The organism is Ectobacillus sp. (genome assembly GCF_056992975.1).
Genome location: NZ_JBXKMX010000207.1, coordinates 1 through 20,633 on the forward strand (window position 1 = coordinate 1; position 20,633 = coordinate 20,633).

The window sequence follows — 20,633 nt, forward strand, 5'->3', positions numbered from 1 at the left end:
CCACAGTCCGGTGTAAAGGTAAAACAAGGATCGAAAATACGGATTTACATGGGGAACTAGACGTTTTCCAATCTATCATGTAAAATTTTAATCTGTATGGGCGAAATTGTCCTAAGGAGAAGAGTAGGATAAGAATTGTAAAGAGGTAGAGTACCATCAAATTTTATTGGTAGAGAGGATATAGTAAGATGAAGTTGCACACACTTGTATCATGTTTGCATGATTTTCCGGTTATTCCAAGTGAAAATCCGGATATAATATCTATTGAAAATGACTCGCGTCAGGTGAAACAAGGAAGTTTGTTCGTTTGCATTAAAGGATTCACTGTGGATAGTCATAACTTTGCACAGCAAGCAGCTGCACAAGGTGCGGCTGCTATTATAGCAGAAAGACCTGTAGATGCTACTATTCCAGTAGTTCTTGTGAAGAATTCCTCAAGAGCATTAGCATTGCTAGCAGATACATTTTATAATCAGCCTACACATAACCTACATCTTATCGGGGTGACCGGAACGAACGGAAAAACGACAACATCACATATTATTGATGAAATGATGAAACATCACGGTCATAAAACAGGTTTAATTGGTACAATCAATATGAAAATTGCTGATGAAACGTTTGCGGTGAAAAATACAACCCCCGATTCTTTAACGTTGCAGCGCGCATTTCATGAAATGGTAATCCGTAAAGTAGATAGTGCAGTTATGGAGGTTTCTTCCCATGCTCTCCATCTAGGACGTGTGCATGGATGTGATTATGATGTCGCAGTGTTTACGAATTTATCTCAAGATCATCTAGATTATCATAAAACGATGGATGAGTATAAACAGGCGAAAGGTCTATTATTTTCTCAGTTAGGAAACAGATTTAATCTTGATAAACCTAAATTTGCTATTTTAAACAATGATGATCCCGCGTCAATGACATATAAGATGATGACACAAGCCACAATTATTACATATGGATTGATAGAAAAAAGTGATATTATGGCTACTGAGATTTTGATGAGCAGTAGTGGAACGAGTTTTACTCTTATTACTCCGCAACATACGAAAAGAGTTACAATGAAGCTAGTTGGTAAATTTAATGTGTACAATGTACTAGCAGCTGTTTCTGCTGCGATTGTATCAGGTGTTTCCATTGATACAATTGTAGAAGTTATTCAAACAATAAATGGTGTGCCAGGTCGATTTGAAGTTGTGGATCAGGGGCAAGATTTTGCGGTGATTGTGGATTATTCTCATACACCGGATAGCCTACAAAACGCTCTTGAAACAATTGGACAGTTTGCAAAATCGAAAATTTATTGTATTGTAGGGTGCGGGGGTGATCGTGATCGTTCAAAACGCCCGATTATGGCACAAATTGCAACGAAATTTGCAGATTATGCCATTTTAACTTCTGATAATCCTAGAAGTGAAGATCCGGAAGCAATATTACTTGATATGACAAACGGTCTTGATGCAGATAACTATGAAGTAATAGTAGATCGTCATCAAGCAATTGAGCATGCAATTGTATCTGCATCAAAGGATGATGTGATTCTAATTGCAGGAAAAGGCCATGAAACGTATCAAATTATTGGAAAAACTGTTTTTGACTTTGACGATCGAACCGTTGCAAAATCTGCTATCGTAAAGCGCATAAACAACTAGAGAAAGGGGGGAAACATACGTGATACAGCAAGGACTATTCGTAACTGTTGCTGTTGCATTTCTTATTGCCGTTGCTATTTCTCCAATCTTTATCCCCTTTTTGCGGCGTTTAAAGTTTGGACAAAGCATACGAGAAGAAGGACCTAAATCGCATCAGAAGAAATCAGGAACTCCTACCATGGGAGGAATCGTTATTTTTATCTCCATTATGGTTACTACGGTTCTCATGGTAGCGAAATTTGGAAAACTAAATGTTACCACATATTTGCTTCTTTTTGTTACGTTTGGCTATGGATTGTTAGGATTTTGGGATGATTTTATTAAAGTCGTAATGAAACGTAATTTAGGATTAACTTCGAAGCAAAAGCTACTAGGACAAATCTTTATTGCTATTGTATTTTTTGTATTCTACAAAGCATTTGGCTTTTCAACAGATTTACACATACCTGGAACTACTATACATTTTGAACTTGGTTTTGGCTATTTTCTTCTTATCTTATTTTTGTTAGTCGGTGCATCTAACGCAGTTAATTTAACAGATGGACTTGACGGATTGCTAGCAGGAACATCTGCTGTTGCTTTTGGAGCATATGCTATACTGGCATTTTATCAAGGACAATATGAGGTTTCTGTGTTTTGTATGGCAATTGTTGGGGCTGTTTTAGGATTTTTAGTATTTAATGCTCACCCCGCTAAAGTATTTATGGGTGATACGGGCTCTCTTGCTTTAGGAGGAGCAATTGCTGCTGCTGCTATATTAATTAAACAAGAATTGCTTCTTGCTATTATTGGTGGTATCTTTGCCATCGAAACATTATCTGTTATTATTCAAGTAATATCATTCAAAACAACTGGTAAACGCGTATTTAAAATGAGCCCGATTCATCATCATTATGAACTTAGTGGATGGTCAGAGTGGCGCGTTGTCGTTACGTTTTGGACGGTTGGATTATTGTTTGCAGTGTTAGGAATCTATATCGAGGTGTGGATGTAAGTGAAAACGGTAGAGGCGTATAAGAATAAACATATACTAGTTTTAGGGATAGCAAAAAGCGGCTATGCAGCCGCAACACTATTAAAAAGTTTAGGTGCTCATGTTATTGTGAACGATAAGAAGCCATTAGAAGATAATCCAATGGCACAGCGTTTGCAGCAGGAAGGATTTCATGTTGTCTGCGGAAGTCATCCACTTGAATTACTGACGGATGTGGAATTGGTTGTGAAAAATCCAGGAATTCCTTATAGCAATCCAATTCTTGTAGCTGCAAAAGAAAAAGGAATCTCTATTATTACTGAAGTAGAGCTTGCGTATTTCATTTCAGATGCACCATTTATTGGTATTACAGGTTCAAACGGAAAAACGACAACAACAACCTTAATATTTGAAATGCTAAAACAAGGGGACAAGCAACCTTTAATTGCAGGTAATATTGGCACAGTTGCATGTGAAGTGGCTTCTTTTGCAAAGAAAGATAACATAATTGTAACGGAATTATCCTCATTCCAGCTGATGGGAATCCAAACTTTTCAACCGAAAATTGCAGTCCTGTTAAACTTGTTTGATGCACATTTAGATTATCATGGTACGAAGGAAGAATATTGCCGAGCAAAATCAAATATATTTAAAAATCAAACAGAAGACGATTATTGCGTCATTAATGTTGATGACGAAAATGTGTTGAAATGGTCACAGCGAAGTAAGGGTCAAAGACTTCCATTTTCCACGACAAAAGTAATTGAAGATGGAGCGTATGTAAAAGACGGTGCCCTTTATTTTTGTAAAGAAAGAGTAATGGAGATAAGTAATATTGCCCTTCCTGGCAAACACAATTTGGAAAATATACTAGCTGCTATGAGTGTTGCAAAGCTAATGGGTGTTTCAAATGAAGCAATTGTCCATGTGTTAGAAACCTTTACGGGTGTGAAGCATAGACTGCAATATATAACGACTATACATAATCGTAAATTCTACAATGATTCTAAGGCGACTAATATATTAGCAACTCAAAAAGCTATTTCTGCTTTTGACAAGCCCGTTATTTTACTTGCAGGTGGGTTAGATCGTGGCAATGATTTTGACGCGTTACTACCCTATTTTCAAAATGTAAAGGCATTGCTTACATTTGGTCAAACTGCACCAAAATTGATAAAAACGGCACAAGAAGCGAAGGTTAAATCTATTGTACAAGTAGAGCATTTAGAAGAAGCCGTGCAAAAAGCATATGATTTGTCCGAAGAAGGAGATGTAATTCTTCTTTCTCCTGCATGTGCAAGCTGGGATCAGTTTAAAACTTTTGAACAAAGAGGGGACATGTTCATACAATTTGTGCATAAGCTAGTATAAAGCGAGATGTTTGAGGATTAATCCTCGGTGCACACATTTTTGGCAGCATTATTGCAGCAGCCTCGCACTATGAGTAGGTACACGTTTAATGTACATACATGCAAAGAGGTGTTTCGTATTGCAGGCAAAAAAAGCTCCTGATTTTGTGCTTATTGTGGTAACTTGTATGCTGCTGACGTTTGGTATGATGATGGTATACAGTGCCAGTAGTGTATGGGCGTCCTACAAGTTTGATGATCCATTCTTTTTCGCAAAAAGACAGCTATTGTTTGCAGGATTAGGGATCGTGGCGATGTTTAGTATAATGAATATTGATTATTGGGTGTGGCGGAAATATGCATTGACAATTTTGCTCTTATGTTTCGTGTTGCTTATTGTTGTGTTAATTCCTGGTATTGGGATGGAACGAGGGGGAGCACGAAGCTGGATTGGGATTGGAGCATTTTCGATTCAACCATCTGAATTTATGAAATTTGCCATGATTATTTATCTCTCTAAATTTCTTTCAGAGCGGCAGAAAACGATTACGACTTTCACACGAGGGTTAGCTCCTTCACTTGCCATTGTTTTTCTTGCATTTGGCATGATAATGCTACAACCAGATTTGGGTACTGGAACGGTTATGGTGGGTACATGTATTATTATGATTTTTATTGCAGGCGCTAGAATTATGCATTTTGTTATATTAGGTCTGTTAGGTGTAGCGGGGTTTATTGGATTAATTTGGTCAGCGCCCTATCGTATGAGACGGATTACCTCTTACTTAGATCCATGGTCTGATCCTCTTGGAAGTGGTTTTCAAATCATTCAATCACTCTTTGCTATTGGACCAGGCGGGTTGTTTGGTCTAGGACTTGGACAAAGTAGACAGAAATTTTATTATTTGCCTGAACCACAAACAGATTTTATTTTTGCAATTATTTCTGAAGAACTTGGCTTTATTGGCGGATCATTTGTTCTGCTATTATTTGGTTTGCTATTATGGCGAGGTGTACGAGTTGCATTGGGAGCACCTGATTTATATGGAACATTTTTAGCTGTAGGTATTGTAGCGATGATTGCAGTTCAAGTCATGATTAACATAGGGGTTGTAACAGGGCTTATTCCTGTTACAGGTATTACATTGCCCTTTATTAGTTATGGTGGGTCAAGCTTAACGCTAACATTGATGGCTATCGGAGTATTGTTAAATATTAGTCGTCATGCTCGTCTTTAAACCTCTGTTGAGTAAACAGGGGTTTTTTGCTGTACATGAACATCATTTGAAGGTTAATAGGTTTTGTATGATTTTGATAGTTGACAGCGTCATCGAAACCGAGTATCGTAATTCCGAGTCATTCATTTCATGAGTGGATTTGTGATATTCTTAAGGTAATAGGTGTCTTGCTAAAGTTACAAGTTGTATTTTCGTACGAATCGTGCTGTTACATAAAAAAGAAAATGTATATGAAAAATAGAGAAGATACTTGTACACAAATAACGTTAGGTGAACGTCTTGCATACGATTAGAGTATGGAGGATTTTTATGGGGGAGATTAATATGCAACAATTAGCTAATGAGCTTAAACAAGCCAATGTTGGAAAAATACTTACTAGCGAACCACTCGCGCGACATACAACCATGAAAATTGGTGGACCTGCGGATATTATGGTTATACCAAACAACGTAGAAAGTGTTGAACAAACAATAAAGTTTATCCAACAATATGGAATAAAGTGGACGGTAATTGGTCGTGGATCCAATTTGCTTGTGTCAGACAATGGAATAGAGGGCGTTGTTTTAAAGTTTGGCGAAGGACTAGATCATCTTGAAATAAAAGATACCATTGTTCGTGTTGGAGCAGGATATCCGCTAGTACGACTCGCTACAAACATAAGCAAACAAGGGCTTACTGGTTTAGAGTTTGCTTCTGGTATACCTGGAAGCGTGGGCGGTGCTATCTATATGAATGCAGGAGCTCATAAATCAGATATGTCACAAATTGTATCAAGAGTTCACATTTTATTTGCGGACGGTACCGTCGAATGGCTAACAAATAAAGAGCTTATGTTTTCGTACCGAACATCTATACTACAAAAAGAAAGACCTGGAATTGTATTGGAGGCAGAGCTTGCCCTTTCAAAAGGTGATCGGGAACAAGTCTTTTCCGTTATGCAAAAAAACAAAGACTATCGCAAAGAAACACAGCCATGGAATTATCCATGTGCAGGTAGTATTTTTCGTAACCCGTTACCAAATCATGCAGGAAATCTTGTGGAAAGAGCGGGTTTGAAAGGATATCAAATTGGTGGAGCACAAATTTCCCCGATGCATGGTAATTTTATTGTAAATACAGGAGGGGCAACTGCAAAGGATGTATTGCAATTAATTGACTTTGTAAAACGGACAATTAAGGAGAAATATGGTGTGGAAATGCATACAGAAGTGGAAATGATAGGAAGAATATAGTTATTTCTATCGATTTCCAAGTTATGCTATAATGAACAAAAAAAGAACGGCATGAAGTACTATGCCGTTCTTTATGTTACCAACATGGAGGAGCTATTATGGATAAAAAGGTCATTCAGCTTGAGGACCGTGTTCCAAAGTTAAAACAACAAAAGAGAAAAAAAATGAATCGTAGACTTGTACTCTATCTTTCTATTTTATTTATGCTGGTTATGTTTGGCATTTACTTTCGATCACCTATTAGTAAAATTGCTGATATCTCTATAGAAGGAAATCATTACTTAAATAAAAATGATGTAATGGCACTTTCAGGTGTAACTTATGACATGAGTTATTTTCGGATTAATGCTAGTCGATCTGAAGAAAAATTAAAACAGCAAACCGAAATAAAGAATGCGGTTGTAAAAAAACTATTTCCAAATAAGATTGCTATCGTAATTGAAGAATATAAAACAACTGGATATGTAAAGAAGGATAATACGCTGTATCCCATATTAGAAAACGGTAAATCGATAGGAGCTTTAAAAGGGAATACACTTCCTGTTGCAGCTCCGTTATTTATAGATTTTAAAGATGAAAACACCATCCAGCAGCTCTCCACGGAGCTTGCCAAATTGGATTCGAGTATTGTACGTGCTATTTCAGAAATTCATTTTTCTCCTAATTCAACAGATCCTAATCATATTCTCTTGTTTATGGATAAAGGGTATGTAGTAAGTGTGACAATTCAAGACTTTGCAACAAAAATGAGTGCTTACCCACTTATTATTAAACAATTAAAACCGGGGGATAAGGTACAAATTCATTTGGAAGTGGGAGCCTATATTGAGCATCTAAACTAAAATGTGAAGAAATGATTCGAATTTATACTGCTGGAAACAAACATTTGCGTATTCTATCTAATATTGTGTAAACAAAGATGACTACGGAGGTAGATGTCCTTTTTTAAGATTGTTTTTTAATATAATCTTTGCTATAAGTTTAGCTTTTCTAGGAGTACATCTTGGTGTAGACTTATAGATAGTGGTATTATTCGCTTTTGAAGTAGTATTTGTTCTAAAAATTGCTGTGATACGACGATTATTATTGGCAAAAAGAATGCTTTCGAACAAAAATAAGAAAAATATGCTTGCAAAAAAAGGGATATGTATGATAATGTTGAATATTTTTCTTATATATAAGCGACGAAAGGCGTTCAAATAAAACTCTATGAATGATATAAATTAAAAAGGAGGTGCCAAGGTATGAACAGCAATGAAATGTATGTTAGTCTTGACATCGGTACATCCCATGTTAAAGTTATCATTGGCGAAATGGTAAATGAAACACTTAATATTATTGGTGTCGGAACTGCAAAATCAAATGGATTAAAAAAAGGCTCTATTGTTGACATAGATGAGACTGTACAAACGATTAAAAAAGCGATTGAGCAAGCAGAACGAATGGTCGGGATGGACATTCACCGCGTTGTTGTTGGAATCGGCGCAAATCAAGTACAGCTTCATCATTGTCATGGTGTAGTTGCTGTATCGAATGAAAACCGTGAAATTGAGAACGAAGATGTATTACGTGTCATTGATGCTGCACAAGTTGTTTCGATTGTGCCAGAACGTGAAATTATAGACGTAATTCCAAGACAGTTTATCGTAGACGGATTAGATGAAATTAATGATCCGCGCGGTATGATCGGTGTTCGTCTCGAAATGGAAGGAACACTCGTTACAGGAGCTAAAACTTTACTACATAATTTGCTTCGCTGCGTGGAACGGGCAGGACTTGAAATTGTTGACATATCATTGCAACCGTTAGCTGCAGCTACTATAGCCCTTTCAACAGATGAAAAGAATATGGGAATTGCTTTAGTAGATATTGGCGGGGGTTGTACAACCGTTTCTGTATTTCAAGAAGGCATCTTGCAATCTACGAATGTCATTCCTATAGGTGGAGAACATATTACGAAAGATATTACCATTTGCTTTAAGACATCCACTGAAAATGCAGAGAAAGTGAAAATTAAATATGGACATGCGTTTGCCGAAGTAGCCTCTGAAGAAGAGATGTTTACTGTGCCTATTATGGGCAGTGATCATACGTTACAATGTACACAAGCTGAACTTGCAGAGGTCATCGAAGCACGGCTAGAAGAAATATTTGTATTCGTTCGTCAAGAACTAGAAAAACTAGGTGTGAAACAATTGGCGGGGGGATATGTGTTAACAGGCGGGGTAGTTGCGATGCCTGGTGTACTAGATTTAGCTCAAGAAATTTTAAATGAAAATGTTCGAATTGCTATCCCGGATTATATTGGGGTCCGTGAACCGCAATATACAATTGGCGTTGGGCTTATCCGAAATGCATATCAAAAAGCGAAGCTAAAAGGAAAGTCTATTCAAGAAAATGTAGATAGCTTTGAACGTCGTACACCTGTACCAGTTCCTCAAACACCAGTTAAATCTAAACCGCGTGATGAGGATCGTATGATTAATAAAATGAAAAAAGTTATCCGCTACTTATGGGATTAGGCGCATACAAGAAAATTGAGGTTCTAGGGGGATTTTGATATGTTAGAATTTGATACTACTCAAGATCAATTAGCAAATATAAGAGTTATCGGTGTAGGTGGCGGCGGGAACAATGCAGTAAATCGTATGATTGAGCACGGTGTACAAGGAGTAGATTTTATCGCCGTTAATACAGATTCCCAAGCTTTAAATCTATCAAAAGCCGAAACGAAAATGCAAATTGGTGGTAAGCTAACTCGAGGGTTAGGAGCAGGGGCAAATCCTGAAGTAGGAAAAAAAGCTGCTGAAGAGACCAAAGAACAGATTCAAGAAGCATTGCGCGGAGCAGATATGGTTTTTGTGACGGCAGGTATGGGCGGAGGAACCGGTACTGGCGCAGCTCCTGTTATCGCTCAAGTTGCAAAAGAATTAGGAGCTTTAACGGTAGGGGTTGTAACACGTCCTTTTACATTTGAAGGTCGTAAACGCGCCACACAAGCACAGTCAGGAATTGCTGCTTTAAAAGAAAATGTAGATACACTCATCATTATTCCAAATGACCGCTTATTAGAAATTGTAGATAAAAATACACCTATGCTAGAAGCATTCCGTGAAGCGGATAACGTATTGCGTCAAGGTGTGCAAGGTATATCTGATTTAATCGCAGTTCCTGGACTTATTAACCTGGATTTTGCAGATGTTAAAACAATTATGTCAAACAAAGGTTCAGCATTAATGGGAATTGGAATTGGAACAGGGGAGAACCGCGCAGCAGAAGCTGCAAAGCGTGCTATTTCTAGTCCGTTACTCGAAACATCAATTGATGGTGCTCAGGGTGTTCTTATGAACATTACAGGTGGAACGAACCTAAGCTTGTACGAGGTACAGGAAGCAGCAGATATTGTAGCTTCTGCCTCAGATCCGGAAGTAAATATGATTTTCGGTTCTGTTATTAATGAAAATTTGAAGGACGAAATTATCGTAACTGTAATTGCAACAGGATTTGATGACAACATTGCTGTCCAGCTTCCTAAACCTATGGCAAGACCAAGTACTCCAGCCGCGCCGCAAGCAACGCCGCAAGCAAAAACACGAGAAGTAAGCCGGGAAGAGTCTGCCGAGCGGAGCCCTCAACCTCAAGTAGAAGATATTGATATTCCTGCATTTTTACGTAATCGTCGCAGACGATAATGTAAGCAAAAAAAGCTGACATCTGTCAGCTTTTTTTTGCTTACAAGTATTTTACTCTAGCCTCATTGGCTAGTCTGCGTCACTTTACCTAACTGACAGGATGTGGCTAGAAGTAGCAAAATAACAAATAAAATCACAACAAGAATTGACAGACTTTCACAGTGTAAATGCAGTATACTAATTTTATCCTATTAAACTAGGCAGTTTGAACTTAAATCAAGACGTAAGAGGTGAGCATTTGGTTGTTTACGCGGATATTGTTTTGCTTCTAAATCTGTGCATTGACTACCTGCTTTTGCTTCTCACTGCGGTTATTCTAAAGAAAAAAGTAAAAAAACGGAGACTTCTTTGTGGATCACTCCTTGGATCCATCCTCGTTCTATTTGCTCTAACGCCTGTAGCATTTCTATTTGCTCATCCTATAAGTAAGCTTCTTTTTTCCATTCTAATTGTATATGCGACATTTGGTTTTACACGTATTCGCACTTTTTTTACGACATTGTGTATGTTTTATTTCGTTACCTTTATGGTAGGCGGAGGATTAATTGGACTACATTTCTTTATACAGGATAGCGTTTTACAAAGTGTAATTTCTAAACAAACATCTTTTGGTGATCCGATTAGCTGGCTATTTGTCTTAATTGGCTTTCCCGTTATTTATTACTTTTCAAAAAAAAGAATTGCAGATATTGAATTGACAAATATACGCTATGATCAAATTGTTGCTGTAGAAGTTACCATAAACGGGATTCAGCTACATTTAAAGGGATTGATTGATAATGGAAATCAATTATACGATCCTATTTCAAGGACACCAGTCATGATTGTAGAGGCACAAACAGCAAGAAGTCTTTTTCCGGAGTGGCTCCTAGAACAGTCAAAACAAGTTACAGAGCTTTTCTTTGATCATGAAGAACACGAAGATTGGATGAAGCGTGTTCGGATCATTCCTTACCGAGGTATTGGACAGAAGGATCAGTTACTAGTAGCAGTTAAGCCCGATACAGTTCGAGTTTGCAAAGATGGAGAGATGGTTTCGGTTACAAACGTTTTCGTAGGTATTAATCATACAAAGTTGTCTTCTGACAATGAGTACACATGTATTCTACATCCGAAAATGCTACTGTCGACAACTGCATAACTAGATAGTTAGGGGGAAACCATATGGGAAAACGAAAACTGAAACTTATGTATCTACTGTATAAAATATTACGTAAGCTTGGAATTAAGACCGATGAAATCTTCTATATTGGCGGAAGTGAAGCGCTTCCACCCCCTTTAACAAAGGAAGAAGAAGAAGTATTATTGCAAAAGCTTCCAACTGGTGACGAAACGGCACGTGCTCTTCTCATTGAGAGAAATTTACGCCTTGTCGTCTACATTGCTAGGAAGTTTGAAAACACAGGAATAAACATTGAAGATTTAATAAGTATAGGAACAATTGGCCTTATTAAAGCTGTAAATACATTTAATCCGGAGAAGAAAATTAAATTAGCAACTTATGCTTCTCGTTGTATTGAAAATGAGATATTAATGCATCTTCGCCGAAATAACAAAAATCGTTCTGAAGTGTCTTTTGATGAACCATTAAATATTGACTGGGACGGAAACGAACTTTTGTTATCAGACGTGCTTGGTACAGAGGACGATATTATCACAAAGGATTTGGAGGCAAATGTAAATCGTCATCTATTATTAAAGGCTCTTCACCAACTTAATGAGAGGGAAAAACAAATTATGGAGCTTCGATTCGGGTTAGATGGTGGAGAAGAAAAAACACAGAAAGATGTAGCTGACATGCTAGGAATATCGCAGTCTTATATTTCGCGTTTGGAGAAGCGAATCATTAAACGATTACGAAAAGAATTTAATAAAATGGTCTAATTATACTCGTGCATAAAATTCCCTTCAAAGGAGATACTTTACTCTGTACAGCAACTCCCAGTAGGAGGGAATACATTGACACGAAACAAGGTAGAAATTTGCGGCGTAGACACATCGAAACTTCCAGTGCTCAAAAACGATGAGATGCGCAGATTATTCCAGGAAATGCAATCGGGAGAAACGACCGCGAGAGAAAAACTCGTTAACGGAAATTTACGTCTTGTACTAAGCGTCATCCAACGATTTAACAACAGGGGAGAATTTGTTGACGATTTGTTTCAAGTTGGCTGTATCGGCCTTATGAAATCCATTGATAACTTTGACTTAGGTCAAAATGTTAAATTTTCCACATATGCTGTACCGATGATTATTGGGGAGATACGAAGATATTTACGGGATAATAATCCGATTCGTGTTTCTCGTTCCTTACGTGATATCGCTTATAAAGCACTACAAGTGCGGGAAAGGCTTATTTCTAAACATTCTAAAGAGCCTACCGCAATGGATATTGCAAAGGTACTTGGCGTTACGCATGAAGAAGTTGTTTTTGCTTTGGATGCTATTCAAGATCCTGTATCGTTGTTTGAGCCGATTTATAATGATGGGGGAGATCCGATTTTTGTTATGGACCAGCTCAGTGATGATAAACAAAAGGATGAGCAGTGGGTGGAAGAGCTTGCGTTAAAAGAGGGAATGAAACGTTTAAACGAACGTGAAAAGATGATTATTCGAAAACGATTTTTTCAAGGGAAAACGCAAATGGAGGTTGCTGAAGAAATCGGTATTTCTCAAGCGCAAGTTTCTCGTCTTGAAAAATCAGCAATTAAACAAATGAATAAATCCATTCAATAAAGAGTAATAAGGTTATATTACGTCACCAATTTATAAAGGAAAACCGGCTTTATATCTAATCGGTTTCAGGGATAGACCGTTAATGAGTACATTGGCTCATTAACGGTTTTTCTTTTTCATATGGCATGAACTTGTATCATATACTAATTACAAAGGAGAGGATGCTCATGATTCGAATTTCAGAATTTCAATCGAAAGATGTAGTAAATGTCTTTGATGGAAAAAAACTTGGAAACATTGGGGATATTGATATTGACGTTATTACTGGGAAAATTCAAGCAATCATTATTGGTAAGCAAGGGAAAATGCTAGGACTATTGAGAAAAGAGGATGAAATTACAATTCCGTGGCGTCAAATTGTGAAAATTGGAGAAGATGTGATTCTTGTTCGTATGCAGATAAGTGAAACGACTATAAATCCGGCTGTACCTACGACATTTTCCTGAAAAATATTGCAAATTCCTCTTTATTTTATATTGTCATTATGGAAAAATAAAAGTATGGTAAAATAGACAACAAACACCATGCTTTTTTATGCTGAAATAAGGAGCCGTTGCATTATGTATGAACCATTTCAAAATAAGGACGGCATTTTGTTCATTGAAAATTGGGCCGGAGTCACAGCAGGCTTCACTACACGTGAAGGTGGAGTGAGCGAATATCCTTATCATTCTTTAAATGTTGGATTGCACGTGCAGGATCGTCCAGAAGTTGTTCAGGAAAATCGTCGAATCCTTTCAGAAAAACTTACTTTTCCTTTAGAATCATGGATTTGCTCAGTGCAGGTTCATGATAATCATGTACAAAGAGTAGAAAATGAAGACAAAGGTAAAGGTGTGTTTCAATTTGAAGATGGCATTCCTGACACAGATGGAATTTATACAACGCAGGAAAACATGTTGTTAACATCCTGTTATGCAGACTGTGTTCCCCTATATTTCTATGCACCATCCCATCATCTCATTGGACTAGCCCATGCTGGTTGGAAAGGTACTGCAAAGGGAATAGCACTGGAGATGATTCGAAAATGGTCAGAGGATGAACAAGTTCCTCTTACTAACATTCACGTTGCTATAGGACCATCTATAGGAGATTGTTGCTATGTTGTCGATGACCGAGTATTAGATGCTATTCAAAAAACAATGCGGAATCCTGTACCGCATAAAGTTGTATCAGCTGGACAGTATGCTATCAATTTAAAGGAAATAAATCGTCAGTTAGTACTGCAAGCGGGTATACCCGATCAAAACATAGCTGTTTCCTCTTTTTGTACGAGCTGTGAAAAAGATTTGTTTTTTTCACATAGACGTGATGGTGGGAAAACAGGACGCATGATGAGTTTTATCGGTTTTAAGGAGGGGTATGACCGTTGACAGTATTAAATCATTTAGAACATGTGACACATGAAATTGAACAGGCGTGCAAAAAAGTAAATCGCTTACCTAGTGAGGTTACAATTGTAGCGGTAACAAAAACGGTAGGGGATGAAAAAACACAGGAAGTACTCCACGCAGGATTAACACATTTAGCGGAAAACCGTGTAGAAGGTTTTTTGCATAAACATGAAGTTTTTGGTCACGAAGCGAGTTGGCATTATATTGGATCGGTTCAAACAAGAAAAGTAAAAGAGATTATAAATAAGATTGATTATTTACATTCGCTTGATCGTATTTCGCTGGCAGAAGAAATTCAAAAGCGAGCTGAGAAAACCATTCGTTGTTTCGTGCAGGTGAAAACCTCATCAGAAGAGTCTAAGCATGGCTTAAATCCACAAGAAGCAATTTTATTTGTGAAGGAATTGGAAGCCTATGATAAAATTAATGTTATCGGACTTATGACAATGGCACCTTATACGAATAATGAGGATGAGATTCGTTCATGTTTCCATGCTTTAAAGAGTATTCAATCCGAAATACATGCGTTGCACCTGCCATATGCTCCTTGTACAGAATTATCGATGGGTATGTCCAACGACTACACGATTGCTATTGAAGAAGGAGCAACTTTTATACGGTTAGGAACGATATTGGTCGCTTGAGATCGTTGAGGAGGGAAATACATGAGTTGGTCAAAGGTGAAAGATTTTTTCTTTGACACAAATGAGGAGCTAGAGGAGCACAAGCAGTTCGAAATGGAGAGACAGCAACCAGTGGATGACGAGCTACCTATTCAAAAAAATGTGCAAAAACAAAATGTAGTAAGTATTGATAAAGGAAAGAATTCTTCGAAAGTTGTTTTACTTGAACCACGAACGTATTCGGAAGCACAAGGCATTGCAGACCAGTTAAAAAGCAAACGTGCTGTTGTTATTAACCTGCAACGGATGGCCAATGATCAGGCGCTACGAATCGTAGATTTTTTAAGCGGTACAGTGTATGCAATTGGCGGGGATATTCAAAAGCTTGGTGTAAAAACGTTTATTTGTACTCCTGAAAATGTTGATATTGTGGGAGCAATTACCGAGTTATTAGGAGAAGAAGAAAATTCAAATATAAAGAGGTGGTAAACCTTCATGTATATCATTCGCGACGTAATAATGACCCTCTTTAGCGTTTATTACTATGCATTAATTGTTTATATTTTTCTATCTTGGTTACCGAGTGCTAGAGAATCTGCCTTCGGTGTTTTCCTGGCCCGCATTTGTGAACCATTTTTAGAGCCGTTTCGCCGCATTATACCAGCAATCGGAATGATTGATATTTCACCTATCGTAGCTATTATCGTACTTCGTTTTGCTCAGTCTGGGTTAGATCGAATCTTAACAATTTTTTTAGGGTGATTGACAGATGAGCATTTACGAACACTTCCGTCCAGAAGAAGCTATCTTTGTTGATAAGGTACTGGAATGGAAGGAAGCGGCTGAATTCTATCAAAAATCAAAGTTGACAGATTTCCTAGATCCAAGAGAGCAAAGCATTATAAGCACTATTGTAGGTAGTAATGCCGACGTAATCGTGTATTCTTATGGAGGTTCTCGATTTGCGGAGCGAAAACGAGCTATTATTTGTCCTTCTTATATAACACCTGAGGAAAATGACTTTTCTCTACAGGCTTTATCGATTCATTATGCTTCTAAGTTTTATACGATAGAGCATAGACAAGTGTTAGGGACTCTTATGTCACTTGGACTAAAACGTGAGAAATTTGGGGATATACTATTGCAGGATGATACGATTCAGCTTGTAGTTGAGGAAGAAGTTGCTTCCTATCTCCAAACTAATTTACAGACAATTGGTAAAGCATCGGTAACAGTATATACGATTCCTCTTAGTGATTTGATTTTGAGTAAGGAAGAGTGGATAGAGAAGGTAGGAACTGTTTCGTCATTACGTCTAGATGCGCTAGCTTCTGAAATGTTTCACGTATCTAGACAAAAGTTGCAGTTACTCATTAAAAGTGGACTTGTAAAAGTAAATTGGAAAGTGGTTGAGCATTCTTCTTTTGAGTGCCGTGAAGGAGATGTTATATCGGCCCGAGGTTATGGTAGAAGTAAATTAATAGAAATAAACGGTAAATCAAAACGAGACAAATGGAAAATTGTTTTTGGCTTGCAAAATTAATACGCTTTTGGAGGAAATTGTTCTAATCATGTCGAACAATCCTTTAAAGTGCAATTCTATATAACTACGTGGAGGTGGCGTTCGTGCCCTTAACACCATTGGATATTCATAATAAAGAATTTAACCGTGGCTTTCGTGGATACGACGAAGATCAAGTAAATGAGTTTCTTGATCAAGTAATTAAAGATTATGAGCTCATTATTCGTGAGAAGAAAAAGTTAGAGGATCAAGTCGAAGAATTGCAGCAGAAGCTCGGTCATTTTTCTAGTATTGAAGACACTTTAAATAAATCAATTATCATTGCACAAGAAGCTGCTGAAGATGTGAAGAGAAATGCTCAAAAAGAGGCAAAACTCATTATTCGTGAAGCTGAAAAAAATGCAGATCGGATTATAAATGAAGCGCTAGTGAAATCGCGTAAGGTAACATTTGATATTGATGAATTAAAGAAACAATCCAAGGTATTCCGTACAAGATTCCGCATGCTATTAGAAGCGCAATTAGATATGTTAAATAATGACGACTGGGATACTCTACTGGAATTAGAACAAGAAGCAGGCTTTGTTAAGCAAGGCGATTCAATGTAATCTTGACGTTTTGCTCATAATTACATATAATTCTATAACAAATACTTTCGATAAAAACGATGATAGGGACGAGTACTTCTTTTTCTGTATACAGCGAATCGAGGTTGGTGGAAGCTCGAGATACCGAAAAAGAAGGAATATCACCCTGGAGTTCCAGGCTGAATTAAGTAAGCTTTGGCGTATATTCACGTTACGAATATTGAGTGGACTGGTTTAGTCTACAAGGGTGGTACCGCGGGAGACCTTCTCGTCCCTTTTTGGGATGCGTTGGTCTTTTTTTGTTTTTGTCAAAATTATCAAGGAGGAATGAAACAAATGGAATACAAAGATACACTATTAATGCCGAAAACTGATTTCCCAATGCGTGGTAATTTACCAAAGCGTGAACCAGCAATGCAAGAGCAGTGGGCTGAAGTAAATATGTATAAAAAGGTGCAAGAGCATACGAAAGGAAGACCCCTATTCGTGTTGCATGATGGACCTCCCTATGCAAATGGTGATATTCATATGGGGCATGCTTTAAATAAGGTATTAAAAGATTTTATCGTACGTTATAAATCCATGAGTGGCTATTGCGCACCGTATGTACCAGGCTGGGATACCCATGGATTACCGATCGAACAAGCGCTTACAAATAAAGGGGTAAAGCGGAAGGAAATGTCTGTTGCAGAATTTCGTAAACTTTGCGCGGAATATGCATATGAACAAGTTGATCGACAACGTGAGCAGTTTATGCGACTTGGCGTTCGAGGCGATTGGCATAACCCTTATATCACATTAAAGCCTGAATATGAGGCACAACAAATTCTTGTGTTTGGTGAAATGGCAAAGCATGGCTATATTTACAAAGGGCTAAAACCAGTTTATTGGTCTCCTACAAGTGAATCTGCCCTTGCTGAAGCTGAAATCGAATACAAAGACAAAAAGTCAGCTTCTATTTATGTTGCTTTTCATGTGAAGGATGGGAAAGGCGTGTTAGATGGGGATGAGCAATTCATCATTTGGACGACAACGCCATGGACAATGCCTGCTAATCTTGGTATTTCAGTACATCCTGATTTAGAGTATAGCGTTGTAAAAGTAAACGATGCAAAATTTATTGTGGCATCAGCACTTTTAGAAGAAGTAACGAAAACTCTTGAATGGGAAGAAACAGAAATTGTAAAAACGGTAAAAGGGTCTGAGCTCGAATATGTCGTTGCAAAGCATCCTTTCTACGACCGAGATTCACTTGTTATGGTTGGAGAGCATGTAACAACAGATGCTGGTACGGGCTGCGTTCATACAGCACCTGGACACGGGGAAGATGACTTTATTGTCGGCCAAAAATACGGTTTAGACGTATTATGTCCTGTTGACGATAAAGGGTATTTAACAGCAGAAGCGCCGGGATTTGAAGGCTTGTTTTATGATAAAGCAAATAAAGTTATTACCGAAAAATTAGAAGAAGTTGGGGCGTTATTAAAGCTACAATTCTTTACACATTCATATCCGCATGATTGGAGAACGAAAAAACCAATTATTTTCCGTGCGACAGCACAGTGGTTTGCATCTATTGCTGCATTCCGTGAAGAATTATTGCAGGCGGTTCAAGAAACGAAATGGGTACCAGCATGGGGCGAAACAAGATTATTCAATATGGTACGTGATCGTGGTGATTGGTGTATTTCTCGTCAACGTGCTTGGGGTGTTCCGATTCCAGTTTTTTATGCTGAAAATGGAGATCCAATTATTACGGGTGAAACAATCACTCACGTATCTAATTTATTCCGTGAACATGGGTCGAATGTATGGTTCGAACGTGAAACAAAGGATTTACTTCCAGAAGGATTTACGCACCCATCTAGTCCAAATGGTATTTTCAGAAAAGAAACAGACATTATGGATGTTTGGTTTGATTCTGGTTCTTCTCATCAAGCTGTTTTAGTAGAGCGCGAGGATTTACAACGTCCAGCGGATTTGTATTTGGAAGGTTCCGACCAATATCGTGGCTGGTTCAACTCTTCGTTATCAACAGCTGTAGCTGTAACTGGTAAGGCGCCGTATAAGGGAGTACTGAGCCATGGCTTTGTGTTAGACGGCGAAGGACGTAAGATGAGTAAATCACTTGGTAACATCGTAGCTCCTAAAAAAATTATGGATCAACTAGGTGCCGATATTTTACGCCTATGGGTTGCTTCGGTTGATTATCAAGCTGATGTCCGTATTTCAGATGATATTCTAAAGCAAGTTGCGGAAGTATATCGTAAAATTAGAAATACATTCCGTTTCTTATTAGGTAATTTGTTTGATTTTGATCCAGCAGCAAATGAAGTTCCAACCGAGCAACTACGCGAGGTAGATCGTTATATGCTTGCTAAACTAAATGTATTGATTGAGAAAACAAAGGAAGCATATGAAACGTATGAATTTGCAGAAATTTTCCATTCTGTGCACAATTTCTGTACGATTGATTTAAGCTCGTTCTATTTAGATTTTGCAAAAGATATTTTGTATATTGAAGCAGCAGATCATTCAGATCGTCGTGCTATTCAAACGGTATTATATAAAGTCCTTATTGCGCTTACGAAGCTTACGAGTCCAATTTTATCGCATACTGCTGATGAAGTGTGGGCGTATGTACCAGGCGTTACAGAAGAAAGTGTACAGCTTACTGACATGCCTGAAACATTGAAATTAGAAGACAGTGAAGCACTTATGGAAAAATGGGATGCATTTATGCTGTTGCGTAACGATGTATTAAAAGCACTTGAAACAGCACGTAATGAAAAAGTAATTGGTAAATCATTAAATGCTAGCATTACCTTGTACCCAACAAAGGATATGCAAGTGTTGTTATCGTCCATTACAGAAGATTTGAAGCAACTATTTATCGTTTCTGAATTTAGTGTCGCAGGCTTAATTGACGAGGCTCCGTCACATGCACAAAGATTCGAACGTACAGCTGTACTTGTGAAACAAGCAGAAGGCGAAACGTGTGAACGCTGCTGGATTGTGAGCCCAACTGTTGGACATAATCATGAGCATCCAACACTATGTGATCGATGCGCAACTGTTGTGAATGAGAATTATGTGAAATAAAGTAATACATGACTTGTTAAAGTCAAATAAAAGAAGCTGCCAACAGGCAGCTTCTTTTATTTCCTTTTGAAATTCCCTCAAAAGGAAAAAAGTGTGGCTCGTATTCCTATTGTTTTCGGAGATACTAACGTTACACTCGAGAGTTGATGGAGGGAGTGCAGCGTATATGTACCACGATCTGAAACGTGAACTTGAATACATGAAACATGAGCTTAAAGCTAGGTTAGCGTGTGAAAATCAATCGGTATATCGCTATGAATGGGGAGAAGAGTTTGCGAATGTAAACAGCGAGGAAGCACGTAAGAAAAAAATTGTGATTCACAATGTGCAGGCAGATTTAGTGGATATTGAGCGTGCTCTCTTTAAACTGGATATCGGTATGTATGGCATTTGTGAAGAAACAGGAGAAAGACTGACACTTGAACAGCTTCGTATTCTACCTACGGCACGTTGCATGCAAGATTTTTCATATGAAGTATTACGAACATAAATTTTTTCAATATCTGTTTTTCTAAGAAGTGAAACG

20 protein-coding genes, 1 pseudogene and 1 other annotated feature are annotated in these 20,633 nt (G+C 37.8%); all 21 genes and pseudogenes read left to right on the forward strand.

Annotated elements, in window-relative coordinates; all coding sequences use genetic code 11:
* The first annotated feature begins 188 nt into the window (after nucleotides 1-188).
* The 21 genes and pseudogenes from AC11ZT_RS09525 (at nucleotide 189) to AC11ZT_RS09625 (ending at nucleotide 20,597) form a co-directional block, all read left to right on the forward strand.
* Nucleotides 189-1,658, forward strand: coding sequence for a UDP-N-acetylmuramoyl-L-alanyl-D-glutamate--2,6-diaminopimelate ligase (locus AC11ZT_RS09525; protein WP_484059370.1), 1,470 nt, complete (start codon nucleotides 189-191; stop codon nucleotides 1,656-1,658).
* Nucleotides 1,659-1,677: 19 nt separating this feature from the next.
* A complete protein-coding gene (mraY, locus tag AC11ZT_RS09530; RefSeq protein WP_484059371.1) occupies nucleotides 1,678-2,652 on the forward strand; it encodes a phospho-N-acetylmuramoyl-pentapeptide-transferase in 975 nt (324 codons plus the stop codon).
* Nucleotides 2,653-4,002: a UDP-N-acetylmuramoyl-L-alanine--D-glutamate ligase gene (murD, locus tag AC11ZT_RS09535; RefSeq protein WP_484059372.1), complete on the forward strand. Its 1,350-nt coding sequence runs from the start codon at nucleotides 2,653-2,655 to the stop codon at nucleotides 4,000-4,002.
* 88 nt (nucleotides 4,003-4,090) lie between these two features.
* A complete protein-coding gene (spoVE, locus tag AC11ZT_RS09540) occupies nucleotides 4,091-5,218 on the forward strand; it encodes a stage V sporulation protein E (protein WP_484059373.1) in 1,128 nt (375 codons plus the stop codon).
* A gap of 324 nt (nucleotides 5,219-5,542) precedes the next feature.
* Entirely contained in the window at nucleotides 5,543-6,451 is a 909-nt protein-coding gene (gene murB, locus AC11ZT_RS09545; RefSeq protein ID WP_484059386.1) for a UDP-N-acetylmuramate dehydrogenase, read from the forward strand.
* A gap of 95 nt (nucleotides 6,452-6,546) precedes the next feature.
* Nucleotides 6,547-7,293, forward strand: a complete 747-nt coding sequence (locus tag AC11ZT_RS09550) for a cell division protein FtsQ/DivIB (RefSeq protein ID WP_484059387.1) — start codon at nucleotides 6,547-6,549, stop codon at nucleotides 7,291-7,293.
* A 112-nt stretch (nucleotides 7,294-7,405) separates the two neighbouring features.
* Nucleotides 7,406-7,582 (forward strand): annotated as a pseudogene (locus AC11ZT_RS09555) (DUF1290 domain-containing protein); the annotation flags it as partial.
* Nucleotides 7,583-7,695: 113 nt separating this feature from the next.
* The gene (gene ftsA / locus AC11ZT_RS09560; protein WP_484059374.1) at nucleotides 7,696-8,973 is read left to right on the forward strand and encodes a cell division protein FtsA; all 1,278 of its coding nucleotides are present in this window, start codon (nucleotides 7,696-7,698) and stop codon (nucleotides 8,971-8,973) included.
* A gap of 39 nt (nucleotides 8,974-9,012) precedes the next feature.
* Nucleotides 9,013-10,143 carry a cell division protein FtsZ gene (ftsZ, locus tag AC11ZT_RS09565; RefSeq protein ID WP_484059375.1) on the forward strand — a complete coding sequence of 377 codons (1,131 nt, stop codon included), beginning with the start codon at nucleotides 9,013-9,015 and terminating at the stop codon, nucleotides 10,141-10,143.
* Nucleotides 10,144-10,381: 238 nt separating this feature from the next.
* Nucleotides 10,382-11,284 (forward strand): sigma-E processing peptidase SpoIIGA, encoded by a 903-nt coding sequence (gene spoIIGA / locus AC11ZT_RS09570; protein ID WP_484059376.1) that lies wholly within the window; start codon nucleotides 10,382-10,384, stop codon nucleotides 11,282-11,284.
* 23 nt (nucleotides 11,285-11,307) lie between these two features.
* Entirely contained in the window at nucleotides 11,308-12,027 is a 720-nt protein-coding gene (sigE, locus tag AC11ZT_RS09575; RefSeq protein ID WP_379967059.1) for an RNA polymerase sporulation sigma factor SigE, read from the forward strand.
* Between the two features lie 75 nt (nucleotides 12,028-12,102).
* Nucleotides 12,103-12,879, forward strand: a complete 777-nt coding sequence (gene sigG / locus AC11ZT_RS09580) for an RNA polymerase sporulation sigma factor SigG (RefSeq protein ID WP_379967062.1) — start codon at nucleotides 12,103-12,105, stop codon at nucleotides 12,877-12,879.
* Between the two features lie 167 nt (nucleotides 12,880-13,046).
* Entirely contained in the window at nucleotides 13,047-13,325 is a 279-nt protein-coding gene (locus AC11ZT_RS09585) for a YlmC/YmxH family sporulation protein (RefSeq protein ID WP_484059377.1), read from the forward strand.
* A gap of 114 nt (nucleotides 13,326-13,439) precedes the next feature.
* The gene (gene pgeF, locus AC11ZT_RS09590) at nucleotides 13,440-14,252 is read left to right on the forward strand and encodes a peptidoglycan editing factor PgeF (RefSeq protein WP_484059378.1); all 813 of its coding nucleotides are present in this window, start codon (nucleotides 13,440-13,442) and stop codon (nucleotides 14,250-14,252) included.
* Nucleotides 14,249-14,917, forward strand: coding sequence for a YggS family pyridoxal phosphate-dependent enzyme (locus tag AC11ZT_RS09595; RefSeq protein WP_484059379.1), 669 nt, complete (start codon nucleotides 14,249-14,251; stop codon nucleotides 14,915-14,917). Before pgeF ends, AC11ZT_RS09595 begins: the two co-directional genes overlap by 4 nt.
* Before the next feature lie 21 nt (nucleotides 14,918-14,938).
* Nucleotides 14,939-15,385: a cell division protein SepF gene (locus tag AC11ZT_RS09600; protein WP_484059380.1), complete on the forward strand. Its 447-nt coding sequence runs from the start codon at nucleotides 14,939-14,941 to the stop codon at nucleotides 15,383-15,385.
* A gap of 6 nt (nucleotides 15,386-15,391) precedes the next feature.
* Entirely contained in the window at nucleotides 15,392-15,658 is a 267-nt protein-coding gene (locus AC11ZT_RS09605; RefSeq protein WP_484059381.1) for a YggT family protein, read from the forward strand.
* A gap of 7 nt (nucleotides 15,659-15,665) precedes the next feature.
* Nucleotides 15,666-16,439: a YlmH family RNA-binding protein gene (locus AC11ZT_RS09610; protein ID WP_484059382.1), complete on the forward strand. Its 774-nt coding sequence runs from the start codon at nucleotides 15,666-15,668 to the stop codon at nucleotides 16,437-16,439.
* Between the two features lie 83 nt (nucleotides 16,440-16,522).
* Entirely contained in the window at nucleotides 16,523-17,026 is a 504-nt protein-coding gene (locus tag AC11ZT_RS09615) for a DivIVA domain-containing protein (RefSeq protein ID WP_484059383.1), read from the forward strand.
* A gap of 50 nt (nucleotides 17,027-17,076) precedes the next feature.
* Nucleotides 17,077-17,284, forward strand: a binding site (T-box leader).
* A gap of 57 nt (nucleotides 17,285-17,341) precedes the next feature.
* Nucleotides 17,342-20,107 (forward strand): isoleucine--tRNA ligase, encoded by a 2,766-nt coding sequence (gene ileS, locus AC11ZT_RS09620; RefSeq protein WP_484059384.1) that lies wholly within the window; start codon nucleotides 17,342-17,344, stop codon nucleotides 20,105-20,107.
* Nucleotides 20,108-20,273: 166 nt separating this feature from the next.
* Nucleotides 20,274-20,597: a TraR/DksA family transcriptional regulator gene (locus tag AC11ZT_RS09625; protein WP_484059385.1), complete on the forward strand. Its 324-nt coding sequence runs from the start codon at nucleotides 20,274-20,276 to the stop codon at nucleotides 20,595-20,597.
* Nucleotides 20,598-20,633 lie beyond the last annotated feature (36 nt).

Coding starts and splice junctions, on each gene's coding strand:
- AC11ZT_RS09525 (WP_484059370.1), top strand. CDS start 189: ATGAAGTTGCACACACTTGTATCATGTTTGCATGATTTTCCGGTTATT.
- spoVE (WP_484059373.1), top strand. CDS start 4,091: ATGTACATACATGCAAAGAGGTGTTTCGTATTGCAGGCAAAAAAAGCT.
- murB (WP_484059386.1), top strand. CDS start 5,543: ATGCAACAATTAGCTAATGAGCTTAAACAAGCCAATGTTGGAAAAATA.
- ftsA (WP_484059374.1), top strand. CDS start 7,696: ATGAACAGCAATGAAATGTATGTTAGTCTTGACATCGGTACATCCCAT.
- ftsZ (WP_484059375.1), top strand. CDS start 9,013: ATGTTAGAATTTGATACTACTCAAGATCAATTAGCAAATATAAGAGTT.
- sigE (WP_379967059.1), top strand. CDS start 11,308: ATGGGAAAACGAAAACTGAAACTTATGTATCTACTGTATAAAATATTA.
- AC11ZT_RS09585 (WP_484059377.1), top strand. CDS start 13,047: ATGATTCGAATTTCAGAATTTCAATCGAAAGATGTAGTAAATGTCTTT.
- pgeF (WP_484059378.1), top strand. CDS start 13,440: ATGTATGAACCATTTCAAAATAAGGACGGCATTTTGTTCATTGAAAAT.
- AC11ZT_RS09600 (WP_484059380.1), top strand. CDS start 14,939: ATGAGTTGGTCAAAGGTGAAAGATTTTTTCTTTGACACAAATGAGGAG.
- AC11ZT_RS09605 (WP_484059381.1), top strand. CDS start 15,392: ATGTATATCATTCGCGACGTAATAATGACCCTCTTTAGCGTTTATTAC.
- AC11ZT_RS09610 (WP_484059382.1), top strand. CDS start 15,666: ATGAGCATTTACGAACACTTCCGTCCAGAAGAAGCTATCTTTGTTGAT.
- ileS (WP_484059384.1), top strand. CDS start 17,342: ATGGAATACAAAGATACACTATTAATGCCGAAAACTGATTTCCCAATG.
- AC11ZT_RS09625 (WP_484059385.1), top strand. CDS start 20,274: ATGTACCACGATCTGAAACGTGAACTTGAATACATGAAACATGAGCTT.